This window comes from Agrobacterium sp. CGMCC 11546 (genome assembly GCF_013365515.1).
In the GTDB taxonomy this organism is placed as follows: Bacteria; Pseudomonadota; Alphaproteobacteria; order Rhizobiales; family Rhizobiaceae; genus Agrobacterium; species Agrobacterium fabrum.
Map to the genome: position 1 here is coordinate 1,054,822 of NZ_CP047388.1, position 13,605 is coordinate 1,068,426.

11 protein-coding genes are annotated in these 13,605 nt (G+C 59.8%); 7 read left to right on the top strand and 4 right to left on the bottom strand.

Annotation, left to right across the window (positions count from 1 at the left end; translation table 11 throughout):
- Positions 1-32: 32 nt before the first annotated feature.
- The gene (locus GSF67_RS19570; RefSeq protein WP_006313417.1) at positions 33-1,070 is read right to left on the bottom strand and encodes an ABC transporter substrate-binding protein; all 1,038 of its coding nucleotides are present in this window, start codon (positions 1,068-1,070) and stop codon (positions 33-35) included.
- Between the two features lie 54 nt (positions 1,071-1,124).
- On the bottom strand, positions 1,125-1,466 hold the full coding sequence (locus GSF67_RS19575) for a hypothetical protein (protein ID WP_176072069.1): 342 nt from the start codon (positions 1,464-1,466) through the stop codon (positions 1,125-1,127).
- Positions 1,467-1,596: 130 nt separating this feature from the next.
- Between GSF67_RS19575 and hutC the strand changes: the two genes are divergently transcribed.
- Positions 1,597-2,337: a histidine utilization repressor gene (gene hutC / locus GSF67_RS19580; protein ID WP_006313419.1), complete on the top strand. Its 741-nt coding sequence runs from the start codon at positions 1,597-1,599 to the stop codon at positions 2,335-2,337.
- A 35-nt stretch (positions 2,338-2,372) separates the two neighbouring features.
- Here hutC and GSF67_RS19585 read toward each other — a convergent pair whose 3' ends face one another.
- The gene (locus tag GSF67_RS19585; protein WP_006313420.1) at positions 2,373-2,987 is read right to left on the bottom strand and encodes a TetR/AcrR family transcriptional regulator; all 615 of its coding nucleotides are present in this window, start codon (positions 2,985-2,987) and stop codon (positions 2,373-2,375) included.
- Positions 2,988-3,292: 305 nt separating this feature from the next.
- Here GSF67_RS19585 and GSF67_RS19590 point away from each other — a divergent pair, with 305 nt between their 5' ends.
- The 4 genes from GSF67_RS19590 to GSF67_RS19605 all read left to right on the top strand — a co-directional run bounded on the left by GSF67_RS19590 (position 3,293) and on the right by GSF67_RS19605 (position 9,448).
- Entirely contained in the window at positions 3,293-4,369 is a 1,077-nt protein-coding gene (locus tag GSF67_RS19590) for an efflux RND transporter periplasmic adaptor subunit (protein ID WP_006313421.1), read from the top strand.
- On the top strand, positions 4,369-5,454 hold the full coding sequence (locus GSF67_RS19595; protein WP_035215537.1) for an efflux RND transporter periplasmic adaptor subunit: 1,086 nt from the start codon (positions 4,369-4,371) through the stop codon (positions 5,452-5,454). Before GSF67_RS19590 ends, GSF67_RS19595 begins: the two co-directional genes overlap by 1 nt.
- A complete protein-coding gene (locus GSF67_RS19600) occupies positions 5,451-8,522 on the top strand; it encodes an efflux RND transporter permease subunit (protein ID WP_006313423.1) in 3,072 nt (1,023 codons plus the stop codon). The genes GSF67_RS19595 and GSF67_RS19600 overlap by 4 nt, the downstream gene beginning before the upstream one ends.
- Positions 8,523-8,731: 209 nt before the next feature.
- A complete protein-coding gene (locus GSF67_RS19605) occupies positions 8,732-9,448 on the top strand; it encodes a FadR/GntR family transcriptional regulator (RefSeq protein ID WP_006313424.1) in 717 nt (238 codons plus the stop codon).
- Here the strand turns inward: GSF67_RS19605 and GSF67_RS19610 are convergent.
- Positions 9,417-10,850, bottom strand: a complete 1,434-nt coding sequence (locus tag GSF67_RS19610) for an aspartate ammonia-lyase (RefSeq protein ID WP_244399852.1) — start codon at positions 10,848-10,850, stop codon at positions 9,417-9,419. The two genes, GSF67_RS19605 and GSF67_RS19610, sit on opposite strands and share 32 nt — an antisense overlap.
- A 270-nt stretch (positions 10,851-11,120) precedes the next feature.
- Here GSF67_RS19610 and GSF67_RS19615 point away from each other — a divergent pair, with 270 nt between their 5' ends.
- Together GSF67_RS19615 and GSF67_RS19620 are read left to right on the top strand one after the other, a co-directional pair.
- On the top strand, positions 11,121-12,578 hold the full coding sequence (locus tag GSF67_RS19615; RefSeq protein ID WP_006313426.1) for an amino acid permease: 1,458 nt from the start codon (positions 11,121-11,123) through the stop codon (positions 12,576-12,578).
- Positions 12,575-13,528: an asparaginase gene (locus tag GSF67_RS19620; protein ID WP_176072070.1), complete on the top strand. Its 954-nt coding sequence runs from the start codon at positions 12,575-12,577 to the stop codon at positions 13,526-13,528. Before GSF67_RS19615 ends, GSF67_RS19620 begins: the two co-directional genes overlap by 4 nt.
- The last annotated feature ends 77 nt before the right edge of the window (positions 13,529-13,605 follow it).

Sequence of the window (13,605 nt, forward strand, 5' to 3'; positions counted from 1 at the left end):
TGCGCGCCGGAAGACCGGCGCGCCTGCCAACATTACTTAACGGCAGCTTCGATACGCGCCTTGGCGTCGGCCGAAACCCAGCCACCCCAGATATCGGCCTTGGTCTGCAGGAAGGTCTTGGCGGCGGCCGTCGCATCGACCTGCTTGTCCGTCATATAGGCGAGGCTGGCGTTGATTTCCGTCAGCGGGAAGGTCGCCTTTTCAAGGATTGCGATGATTTCCGGGGCATCCTTCGCAAAGGTGCTGTTCACGCCATAGGCCACCTCGACGGAGGGGAAGGCGCAGCCGGTATCGCGTTTTCCATCCGCGCTTGTCAGCTCCTTCCAGCAGGATTCGCTATAGGCGGGCTCCTGCAGCTGGATGAGCTTGTATTTGCCCATGATCGCCGTCGGGCTCCAGTAATAGAACAGCATCGGCTCGCCCTGGAGGTAGCCGGCGGCGATTGCGGCATCTAGCGCCGTGCCGGTGCCGGGGCGGAAGTTCACATAATTTCCGTCAAGTTTGTAAGCCTGAAGCTTGGCGGTGTTGACGCCTTCGCAGGTCCAGCCCGACGGGCAATTGAGGAAGCGGCCCTTGGTCGGCTCTTCCGGATCCTTGAACAATTCGACGATCTTCGGATCGGAAAGCTGGTCGACGCTCTTCAGATCCGGGGCCTTCGCTTCGATACCTTTGGCGGGGTCGCCCTTGACCAGATATTCCGGCACGAACCAGCCTTCGGCCGCACCCACGAAGGTCTTGCCGACCGACTTCACCTGACCGGCTTCGGCGGCCTTGTTCCAGACATCGGAGCGGCCGATCCATTCTTCGGCGAAAATCTGCACGTCGTTATTGGCGGTCGCCTGTTCAAGCGTCACGGAATTGCCGGGAATGGAATCGACCTTGCAATCATACCCCTTGGACAGAATCTCCTTCATGACCTCGGTTATGAAGGAGCCGCTTTCCCAGTCGATGCCGGCGAAGGTGATGGTTTTTCCGGCGCTGCAATAGCCTTCCGCCCTGGCGGCGCCGGCATATGCTCCCATGACAAGCGCGGTCGTGGCCAGCGCGATTTTCAGTTTTGAATTCAGCATTGCATTCCCCTTTTGGTTTGATGATTGGCAAATTGCTGGCATGCGTTTTGAGGTTTAGCAGGGCGCGCCGATCAGACGATTGTCGCGGAGGCCGCTCGTCATCGAATCAAGGTGCAATCCGCTGCTTGCATTGAAGCGGCTTGTTGAAAGTTCACTATACAACTTCGCGGTATTTGAGGTGGTCAGGTATTCTGGAAACGTCGCATCTCCGGCGCATACGGTGAGCCGGCTTTGGAGAGAATGATCTTCGCGCGCGCGTCGACCCTGCTCGCCCTCTTGCACCTTGCCGGCTTTGTCAGGAAAGCTCCTGCCACGGCGCTGGGCAGGCGCGGGGCTATCGCCCCGATCGTCAACGGCTGACTTGCGGCTGCTAGAGATCGAGTCTTCGCTCGCCATTATTTTCCCCTCAAGTTGTATATGTAACTTCACACATTTGCATAAGACAAGCAAGATAGGATGTGATAATTTTGTGCTCGTGCAGATTCTGGCTGCGTTTTGTGCAGTCGCCCGATTTTTAGGAGTTTCAATGCTGCCCGTCATCGAAAGCGAATTTCCTGTTTCGGGCGATCGCTCCTCCCTGCCGCTGTACGAGCGCGTTAAAGAACAGATCAAGGAAAAGATCGCCAGTGGACAGTGGTTGACGAACCACAGGATACCTTCGGAAAACGAGATGGTCGACATGCTGGGTGTCAGCCGCATGACTGCAAACCGAGCGTTGCGGGAGCTGGCAACCGAGGGGGTGATCGTTCGTGTTCAGGGGCGTGGATCCTTCGTCGCTCCGAAAAAACGAAGCGCCGGCTTGATGGGTGTGCGCAACATCGCTGACGAGATCAAGGAGCGCGGGTCGACGCATCGACCGAGCCTGATACTCGCCCAGACGGAAGTTTGCGGCCCCGATCTCGCAACGGCGCTGGAGATTGGTGTAGGAACGAAGGTCTTTCATTCCATCATCGTCCACCACGAGGACGACGTGCCAATCCAATTGGAGGATCGTTTCGTGAATGCCGAGATCGCACCGGATTATCTGATGCAGGATTTCACGACGCTCACGCCCAATGCCTATCTGACGGCGGCGGCACCCATTTCCCGGACGGAGCAATTCATCGAGGCAGCATCACCCCAGCCCTGGGAATGCAAATTGATGGCCATCAGCCGAAATGAGCCTTGCCTTCTCGTGCGCCGTCGAACCTGGTCGTCGAGCCGCGCAGTGACGTCGGTTCGGTTGCTGTATCCTGGTTCGCGATACCGGCTCGAAAGCCAGGAATAGCTCCGATACTGGGATGCGATGACCGGTTGTGGCGATCAGGCCAGTAGACCGCGCATGATCAGCTCCAGATGGATCGTCAGGACGGCGCGCTTGTCCAGGCTGCGCCTGTCGTCGAAGATCAGCCGGAACACCAATGTTCCGACCATGGGCGACATCACCACCTTGGCGAGTTCCGGGGGGTTGGCCCTGAATCTTTTCTTCGCCACGCCCTCATTCAGGATCGCATCGATGCGCGCGAAAACCGGGACCATCAACGTGTCGTGGTGCTGGTCGATGAGTTCAGGAAATTTTGCGCCTTCCGCGACGATCAGGCGGAACAGTTCGCGCATTTTTCGGTTGTCGACCAAGGCGTCGAACAGGAATTCTAGCAGCGAGCGAAGCTCCTCGACGGGGTCGTCGGATTTATGGGTATAGGCCTTAAAAGCCTCCTGAAACGGCACTGAGGCATGTCTGACCATCGCCTCGAACAGCGCCTCCTTGGTCTCGAAATAGACGTAGACCGTGCCCTTCGTAACTCCCACCCGTTCGGCAATGTCCTCCACCCGCGTCGCCGTGAAACCTCTTTTGGTGAATTCCTCGAATGCAGCGTCGAGAATTTGTAGCGGACGTTGTATCTTCTGTTCAGCGCGTGTCAGTTTTGCTTTCGCCATGGCCCCGGATCCTCCTTTATTTTTGGCGCGTGCCTGTCTGTCCGTCGCGAGTGGCGGCAATGAGTGTTGGTTGCCTATAGCACCGGCGCAAAAACCGGAACGGATTTTTGTGAAGGCGCACGCATGCTTCAATATGCCGGAACATTGCCGATGCGCCCGCAGGGATGTGCCGGACGAACAGGGAATGATCACTTGGGGGAGTTGGCCCGATACCCCGGACAAATCCCCGATCAGCGGCATGAAAATTTCATTGACTATTCGGTTAGTCAAATATTATAGGATGAGGCGAAGATCAAGAGGTCACTATGAAAACCATCCTTATCGCGGCGGCGCTTGGCGGCATTTTCGCCCTGGCATCCTGCAATAGTGAAGAACCGCCTGCCGAAAAGCCGCTGCGCACAGTCGATGTGGTGGCGGCTGAGAAAAAGCCCGTCGATCGTGGTAGCGTCATCACCGGTGAAGTGCGCGCAAGGGTCCAGACGGATCTGTCGTTCCGGGTCAGCGGCAAGATCATCGAACGGCTGGTGGATGTGGGTGCGCGGGTGAAAACCGGACAATTGCTCGCCCGTATCGATCCCGAAGAGCAGAAGGCCGACATTGATGTCGCCTTGGCAAACCTGCAATCGGCGGAAGCGCAGCAGACGCAGGCGCAGCTGACGTTCGACCGCCAGCAGAACCTGTTCAAGACGCAGGTGACTTCGCGCTCCGCAGTCGACAAGGCTCAGGAAACGCTGCTTACCACGCAAGGGGCGGTGCGATCGGCGCAGGCCCAACTCGATACGGCGCGGGATGCGCTGTCCTATACCGAGCTCAGGGCCGATGCGGATGGTGTTATCACGGCGCGCAATGTCGAGGTTGGCCAGGTCGCGCAGGCCGCCCAGCTTGTCTTCACGCTGGCGCATGACGGGCCGCGCGATGCGGTCTTCGATGTCTACGAATCCCTCTTCCTCGAGCGCGATATCGACAATCTCGTCAATGTCAGCCTCCTGTCGGATCCTGCTCAAATCGTTGCGGCGCCCGTGCGCGAGATTTCGCCGACGATTGATCCGGATAATGGAACGATCCGGGTCAAGGTCGGTCTGAACGGCGACATGACCATGCCGCTCGGCGCGCCCGTCTCCGGCCATTTCCGGTTCAGGCAGGTGGATGCTTTCGAGCTTCCGTGGTCGGCGATGACCTCGCAGGATGGCGTCCCCGCTGTCTGGCTGGTCGATCCGCGATCGTCGGAAGTCGCCATGCGTCCGGTTCAGGTCGCCGATTACGAGACCGGTCAATTCGTCGTCACGGAAGGGCTCAATCCGGGTGATCTCGTCGTCACCGTCGGGACCAAATTTCTCCGCACCGGTGAAAAGGTCGCCTATGAAAAGGGGCAGGCACAATAATGTTCAGGATAAACAGAAGCTTGTTTTTGCTCATTCCGGCAATCGCGCTCTCGTCCTGCCAGGAAAAGCAGGAGGCGGCGGCTGAAGCACCACGCCCGGTGCTTTCCGTTGTCGTGGAAGAAAAGTCGGCCGATGCATTGCGGCTGACGGGTACGGTGGAATCGCGCATTAAGACCGATCTTGGTTTTCGCGTTCTCGGCCGCATCATCGCCCGTAATGTCGATGTGGCCGATCTGGTCAAGAAAGGCGACGTGGTGGCCTCGATCGATCCGCTGGCGCTGGAACTGTCGGTGAAAAGCGCGCAGTCCGATCTTTCCAATGCCGAGGCGCAGCTGGCCAATGCGGTGACGACGGAACAGCGCCAGCGTGTGCTGGCCGAAGCCCGCAGCGGCACGGAAGCGGCACTGGAAGAGGCGGAACAGGCCATGCGCACGGCCAACGCCTCTGTCGCCAAGGCCCGCGCCAATCTTGACAAGGCCGAGGAGCAGCTGGGTTATGCGCAGCTGCGAGCGGAATTTGACGGTGTGGTGACCGCCACCTCGGGCGAAATCGGCCAGGTCGTTTCCGCCGGCCAGACGGTGGTGACCATCGCCCGCCCGGAAGTGCGCGACGTGGTGGTGGATGTTCCGCAATTTGCGGCGCAGCGGCTGGAAATCGGCTCGACCTTCGAGATTGCCCTGCAACTCGATCCAAAGATCCACATGACCGGTGTGGTGCGCGAGATCGCTCCGGAAGCCGAAACGGCAACGCGCACACGCCGCACGAAGATCAGCCTGCAGGATGCGCCGCAGGCATTCCGGCTCGGCTCCGTTGTCACGGCTCTGGCGCTTGCCGCCTCCGAACCGCAGATCACGCTTCCCGCGTCGGCACTGTTGAAAACCGATACTGGCTGGGGCGTCTGGATCGTTAATGCCGATACGGCAACGGTGACCTACCGTCCGGTCACGATAGACGGCGAGCCCGCCGAGGGCGGCAGCGTGCGCATTACCGGCGGCATCAAGCCCGGCGAGCGCGTTGCCAGCGCCGGGGTGCACAAGCTTAAGGATGGACAAGCCATCAGGATCGATCAGGAGGTCCGTCAGTGAAGAAATTCAATCTTTCCGACTGGGCGCTCGAACACCGTTCGCTCGTCTGGTACTTCATGCTGGTCTTCGTTCTCGCCGGCGTTTTTTCCTATCTCAACCTCGGCCGCGAGGAAGATCCGAATTTCACCATCAAGACCATGGTGATCAGCGCGCAATGGCCGGGCGCTTCCGCCGAGGAGGTGGCCCGCCAGGTGACCGACAGGATCGAGAAGAAGCTCGAGGAACTCGACAATCTCGATCATCTGCGCAGCCAGACGGTGGCCGGCCGCACCACGATCTTCGTTGAACTGGTGCCAGAAACCAAGGCGCGCAACGTCGAACCCACCTGGGTGCGGGTGCGCAACATGATCGGCGACATCAAGGGAGAGTTTCCCTCTGGTGTCGTCGGCCCCTTCTTCAACGACCGCTTCGGTGATGTCTATGGCAATATATATGCCTTCACCAGCGACGGTCTCAGCCAGCGGCAATTGCGCGATCTCGTGGAAGATGCCCGGGCGAAGGTGCTGACCGTCGACGATATCGGCAAGGTCGATGTCATCGGCGCGCAGGATGAGGCAATCTATCTGGAATTTTCCACCCGTCAGATCGCAGCGCTCGGCATCGATCAGCAGTCGATCATCAAGACGCTGCAATCGCAGAACGCCGTCACGCAATCCGGTTTCGTCAATGCCGGGCCGGAGCGCGTGGCCCTGCGCGTCAGCGGCCAGTTCACCTCGGAAGACAGCCTGCGGTCCATCAATCTGCGCGTCAACAACCGCTTCTTCCCGCTGACGGAAGTGGCGACGATCCGGCGCGGTTATGTCGATCCGCCATCCTCGCTGTTCCGTTTTAATGGCCAGCCGGCCATCGGTCTTGCAATCGGCATGAAAACCGGCGCGAACCTCCTGCATTTCGGCGAGGCGCTGGATGCGCAGATGAAACGCGTCGTGGCAGATTTGCCTGTCGGCGTCGATGTGCACCGGGTATCCGACCAGCCGGCCGTCGTCGATGAAGCTGTCTCGGGCTTTACCTCCGCCCTTTTCGAGGCCATCGCCATCGTTCTCGTCATCAGCTTCATCAGCCTTGGTCTCAGGGCCGGCATGGTGGTTGCCGTCTCGATCCCGCTCGTGCTGGCGATTACCTTTGTCTACATGGAATACACAGGCATTTCGCTGCAACGCATCTCGCTGGGTGCGCTCATCATCGCGCTCGGACTTCTCGTCGACGATGCGATGATTGCGGTGGAGATGATGGTGGCACGGCTCGAGGTTGGAGACGATCTCAGGAAAGCAGCGACCTATGTCTATACCTCCACCGCCTTTCCGATGCTGACCGGCACGCTGGTCACCGTCGCCGGCTTCATTCCCGTTGGCCTCAACAACAGTGCGGCCGGCGAATTCACCTTCACGCTTTTTGTGGTGATCGCCGTTTCGCTGATCGTGTCGTGGATCGTCGCAGTATTGTTTACGCCATTGCTCGGGGTGACGATCCTGCCGAAGACGATGAAGTCTCATCATGAAAAGAAGGGGCGATTTGCCTCCGCCTTTTCCTCGCTTCTCGGCCGGGCGCTGCGCTGGCGCTGGGTGACGATTGTCGCCACGGTCGCGTTGTTTGCCCTGTCCATCGGCGGCATGAGCCTGGTGCAGCAGCAGTTCTTCCCGTCATCCGACCGCGTGGAACTTATCGTCGACTGGAACCTGCCGCAGAACAGCTCGATTGCCGAAACCAATCGGCAGATGGCACAGTTCGAACAGGAAATGCTGGCGAAAAATACGGATATCGATCACTGGACAACCTATGTCGGTGAAGGCGCACCGCGTTTCATCCTGTCCTTCGACGTGCAGACGCCTGATGTGACCTTTGGCCAGACGGTCATCGTCACCAAGGGGCTGGATGTGCGTGACAAGGTGCGTGCCGAGTTGCAGGATTACCTCGACCGGACATTCACCGGCACCGACGCCTTCGTGAAATTGCTCGATATCGGCCCACCGGTCGGCAAACCGGTGCAATATCGCCTGAGCGGCCCCGACATCCAGAAAGTCCGCGAGCTCGGGCAGCAATTGTCGGGCATTGTCGGCGAACACCGGCTGCTGTCCAATCTGGTCATGGACTGGAACGAGCCGACGCGTGTGGTCAAGGTCGATGTTCTCCAGGACAAGGCCCGCCAGCTCGGTGTTTCCTCGGAAGATATCGCTAATGCCATGAACAGCATTGTCGAGGGCTCCACCGTTACCCAGGTTCGGGATGACATCTATCTCGTCAATGTGGTGGCGCGGGCGCAACTTGCGGAGCGCGGTTCCATCGAGACCCTACAAAACCTGCAATTGCCGGCGACGAACGGCAAGGCCGTACCGCTCTCGGCCATTGCCAATTTCCGCTATGAACTTGAACAGCCAACCATCTGGCGTCGCGACCGGATCCCGACGGTTACCGTCAAGGCTGCCATTATTGGCCCGACCCAGCCTGCGACGATTGTGGAACAGCTGAAGCCGAAACTCGAGGCTTTCGAGAAGATGCTGCCCGTGGGTTACAAGCTGGAGACGGGTGGTTCGGTTGAATCCAGCGCGGATTCGCAAGCGCCGATCGTTGCGGTGGTGCCCTTGATGCTGTTTGCAATGGCAACGATCCTTATGGTTCAGCTGCAAAGTTTCAGCCGGTTGTTCCTGGTCTTCGCCGTGGCGCCAACGGCCCTGATCGGCGTGGTGGTAGCGCTGCTCTTCTCCAATGCTCCGATGGGGTTCGTCGCCATTCTCGGCGTGCTTGCGCTGATCGGCATCCTGATCCGCAACTCGGTTATTCTCGTGGTGCAGATCGAGCATCTGAGAAGCGAAGGCGTCTCGGCCTGGCGTGCCGTCATCGAAGCGACCGAGCACCGCATGCGGCCGATCATGCTGACGGCAGCGGCAGCCACACTTGCCCTCATTCCCATCTCCCGGGAGATTTTCTGGGGGCCGATGGCTTATGCCATGATGGGTGGTATCGTGGTGGGCACGGCGCTGACGCTGCTTTTCCTGCCGGCGCTCTATGTCGCATGGTTCCGTATTCCGCGTGAGGATGACAAGCCGGAAGGACACGACGTCACGGCCTGATATCCGAAACGGTGTGAGGGCATCACGTCCTCACTCCCATAAAAATATCCGCCGTCGTTGTTCCCATGGGCAGGATAATGTTAGGAAGGTCGGCTTAGCTGCGAGAGCGGCGGCCGTCCTTTCGTTTTCAGACAGCCGCGTGATCTTGCATATCGAATCCGTATGTCGCCGATATTGCGGATCACATTGGGGTGCCGGAGGGTTTGAAGATGGGCGGGTTGTCGGATTGGCTAACGGAGGCACAGCCGATCAATCGCAAGAATGCCGCGGAAGCGGTGTTCGATGATATCCGTTCCGCCATCACCTCGGGTCAGCTTGCGGTCGGTACCCGGCTGCCTGCCGAGTCCAATCTGGCGGTGCGATATGGTGTCAGCCGGCCGATCATCCGCGAAGCGCTGCGCTCGCTTCAGACCCTGGGACTGACACAGACCCGCACCGGCAGCGGCACCTATGTGATGACGCCGACACCGCCGTCCGAATTGAATTATGGCGCCTATTCCGCCCGCGATCTGATCGAGGCCCGGCCATTCATCGAAGTGCCGGCCGCCGGCTGGGCGGCAGTGAGGCGGACGGATGCCCAACTGGCCGCCCTGCTGGACCTCTGCGACCGGATGGACGCCGAAGAGAGGCCGCATCCCTGGGTGTTGCTTGACGGGCAATTTCATTGCGCCATCGCGGAAGCTTCGGCCAATGGACTATTCGCCAAGGTGGTGGCCGATGCCCGCGAAGCGCTTTCCCAGCAGTCCGAGATGGTCAATCTGATGGCGGGCCGCCGTGTTGCCTCGAATTTCGAGCACCGCCGGATCGTCGAGGCGATCCGGCGGAATTCAGCACCCGAGGCGCGTGAGGCAATGGAGCTTCACCTCGGCCAGGTGAAGCAGGTGGTGACGACGATCATCGGCGAAGATCGGCTTCGCCAGCCGTAACTGTAAGGGCGGGCAGGTTGGCAAGATGACGCGGGCTGAGCGCCTGCTGCAATTGCGCTTCCGTCAGATAACCCCGTTCCAGAACGACCTGCGGCACGGTGCGGCCGCTGGCAAGCGCTTCCTTCGCCACTTCCGTCGCGGCGTAATAACCGATCAGCGGATTGAGCGCGGTGGCGAGACCGATCGATTCTTCCACGCGCTGCGCCATGATGCCGGGGTTTGCGACGATGCCCTCAACGCAGCGTTCCGCCAATGTGCGGCAGGCGGCGCTGAGCTGGCTGATGCTCTGCGACAATGCCCGCACGATGATAGGTTCAAAGGCGTTCAACTGCAGCTGCCCGGCTTCTGCCGCCATGGTGATGGTGATGTCGTTGCCGATCACCGCATAGGCGACCTGGTTGACCACTTCGGGAATGACCGGGTTGATCTTGCCCGGCATGATGCTGGAACCTGCCTGAACGGAGGGCAGGGTGATCTCGCCGATGCCGGCGCGCGGACCGGAGGAGAGCAGGCGAAGGTCGTTGCAGGTCTTCGACAGCTTGACGGCAACGCGCTTCAGCACGCCGGAAAGGTGCACGAATGCACCGGGATCCTGTGTGGCTTCGATCAGGTCTGCTGCCGTGACGAGTGGCCGTCCGGTCAGCGCAGCCAGATGCTGGCAGGCAAGCTCGGCATAACCGCGCGGCGCATTGAGCCCGGTGCCGATGGCGGTGGCGCCGAGATTGATTTCGTGCAGCAATGTGGCGGATTCGATCAGGCGAGCCTGATCTTCGCCGAGCATCACCACGAAAGTGCGGAATTCCTGGCCGAGTGTCATCGGCACGGCATCCTGCAGCTGGGTGCGACCGATCTTGATGAAGCCGGCAAATTCCTGCGCCTTGCGGTCGAAAGCGTCTTTCAGAACACCCATGGAGGCCGCCAGATCGTCGATCGCCTCGATCAGCCCAACATTGATCGCCGTTGGATAGGCGTCGTTGGTGGACTGGCTGAGATTGACATGGTCATTCGGGTGAAGACGGGAATAATCGCCTTTTTCGTGGCCGAGCAGTTCCAGCGCACGGTTGGCAATGACCTCGTTGGCGTTCATGTTGGTGGAGGTGCCGGCTCCGCCCTGGATTTCATCCACCACGAATTGCTCGTGCAGCGCGCCGGCGCGGATTTCGCGGCAGGCCTCCGCGATCGCTTCCATGCGCTCCTTGTCGAGCAGGCCGAGTTCGTGATTTGCGCGTGCGGCCGCCTCCTTCACATAGGCCAGTCCCCTGACAAGATAGGGGTTATGGCCAACGGTCACCCCGGTGATCTTGAAGTTTTCCACGGCGCGCGCCGTGTGCACACCCCAATAGACATCAGCCGGAATTTCCTTCGTTCCGAGCAAATCATGCTCCCTGCGCGTCACACTCACTTTTTCCTCCACTAGCTTTTAAGTGTTGTAATATCTGTAAAGCTGTCTTACAGATTTTTCGACCTTAATCTTGGTGGAGAAGAAGGTCAATCATATCGAATACCCTTGACGAACGGCATTATCTGCCATTATGAGGGCGAAAATCTGTCATGCAGCTTTACAGCGTGCATGCATTCGCTGGCCATATTTCCAGCCCTGGGGACGACGCCAGTTCCACTTTGATTTCCGGCTTATTGCCGATTACAAGCGTTTTATCGGGAGGATAAATCCATGCATTCTGGAAAAACGGCACCCGCCGAACGTGAGGTCTTCGTCGAAGAGGATCTCGGTTACCATAAAGCCCTGAAGCCGCGCCAAATCCAGATGATCGCCATCGGTGGCGCCATCGGCACGGGGCTCTTTCTGGGTGCCGGTGGGCGTCTCGCGCAGGCAGGCCCGGCGCTGGTTTTCGTGTATGCGCTCTGCGGTTTTTTTGCGTTTCTGGTGCTGCGCGCGCTCGGCGAGCTGATCATGCATCGCCCGAGCTCCGGTTCCTTCGTCTCTTACGCCCGTGAATTCTACGGCGAGAAAATGGCCTTTGCGGCCGGCTGGATGTATTGGCTGAACTGGGCCATGACCTCGGTGGCTGATGTGACCGCCGTCGCGCTCTACATGAATTTCTTCAAGCAATATGTTCCGTGGCTTGCAGGCATTGATCAGTGGGTATTCGCCATGACCGCGCTCGTGGTCGTGCTGGCGATGAACATGCTGTCGGTGAAGGTCTTCGGCGAACTGGAGTTCTGGTTCAGCCTGATCAAGGTTCTGGCTCTCGCCATTTTCCTCGTCGTTGGCGTCTATTTCGTTATTTTCGGCACGCCCATTGAAGGCCATGTCACCGGCTTCAGCCTGATTACGGACAATGGTGGCTTTTTCCCGAACGGCATTCTTCCCGCCTTCGTGATCATACAGGGTGTTGTTTTCGCTTATGCCTCGATCGAGCTGATCGGCACGGCTGCCGGCGAAACCGAAGACCCGCGCAAGGTCATGCCGCGCGCCATCCGCGCCGTGGTTCTGCGCCTCGTCGTCTTTTACGTCGGCTCCGTGCTACTTTTCACGCTGCTTCTGCCCTACACCGCCTACAAGGCCGGCGAGAGCCCCTTCGTCACCTTCTTCGGCTCCATCGGTGTAGAGGGCGCTGACGTGATCATGAACCTCGTGGTTCTGACCGCCGTATTGTCCTCGCTGAATGCCGGCCTTTATTCCACTGGCCGCATTCTCCACTCCATGGCGGTTTCCGGCTCGGCTCCGGCAGCGCTCGCGAAGATGAACAAGAACGGTGTGCCCTATGGCGGCATTGCGGTCACCGCCGTCGTCACGGTTCTCGGCGTGGCCTTGAACGCGGTCGTCCCATCCTCCGCCTTCGAGATCGCGCTCAACCTTTCGGCGCTCGGCATCATTTGCGCATGGGCCGTCATCGTGCTCTGCCAGCTGAAGCTCTGGCAGCTGTCGCAGCGCGGCGAGATCGTGCGTCCGGATTTCCGCATGTTCGGCGCGCCCTATACCGGCATCCTCACGCTCATCTTCCTGTTCGGCGTGCTGGTGCTGATGGCCTTCGATTATCCTGTCGGGTCGTGGACGATCGCCTCGCTGATCGTCATCATACCGGCTCTGGTCATCGGCTGGTATCTGCTGCGCGACCGTATCTATCGACTGGCCGCTGAACGGGCAGGATCGGGAGTGTCGCATTGAGTGGGCAGGGTACAGCCCCGCTGGTGGCGGTCATCGCCACCGGTGGCACCATTGCCAGCCGGCGGGGCGCCGATGGCGCCAGCACTCCCAGCCTTTCCGGCGAGGATCTGCTGGCGCTGGTTCCGCAGGTCAATGCACGGCTGAAGCCCGTCGATCTGATGGCGAAGGATTCGTCCAGCCTGACCTTGGCCGACATGCAAAGCATCAGCGATGCCGTTGGCATCGAACTTAGCGATCCCGCCGTGGCGGGCATCGTCGTTCTGCATGGAACCGATGCGATGGAAGAATCGTCGCTGCTCGTCCATCTGCAGCACGCCCTTCCCAAGCCCGTGGTCTTCACCGGCGCGCAATTTACGGCGGACCACAGGCAAGCGGACGGACCGGCCAATCTGGCCCGGGCCATAGAAACAGCGCTCGATCAGCGGAATGCTGAAAAGGGAGTGCTTCTTTCCTTCGGAGGTCGCTGTCTGCCGGCCTGGGGGCTTTACAAGCTGAGTGCGGATGCGGCGGACGCCTTCCGTTCGGCGCGACCGCAGGTCCAGACCGCAACACCGAAACTTGCTGCTCCCGTCACGGATATCAGGGTCGATATCGTCGTCATCCATCCCGGCTGCGACGCGACCCATATCGATGCCAGCCTTGCAGCGGGTGCGAAAGGTATCGTGCTCGCCGCACTCGGTTCCGGCAATGCCAATCCGCTCATCGCTGAAGCGGTGAAGCGCTGCGCAGAGCGCCGCGTTCCGGTCGTGGTTTCCAGCCGTGTGCCGGAAGGCCTGCTGGTTGCAAGTTATGGCGGCGGTGGCGGTGGGCATGATCTCGTCGCGGCCGGTGCCGTGCATTCATCCACGCTTCGGCCGGGGCAGGCCCGCATTCTGCTGGCAGCGCTGCTCGCCGGCAACAGTTCGGCGGAAACCATTGTATCCGCCTTTGGTGAGCCGCTCTCTCATTAAGAAGCGGATTAAGACATGGATAGGGTGCGCGTCTCCGCGGGCATCGAAATTCCTATAGGATTCCTATTTTATTCCAT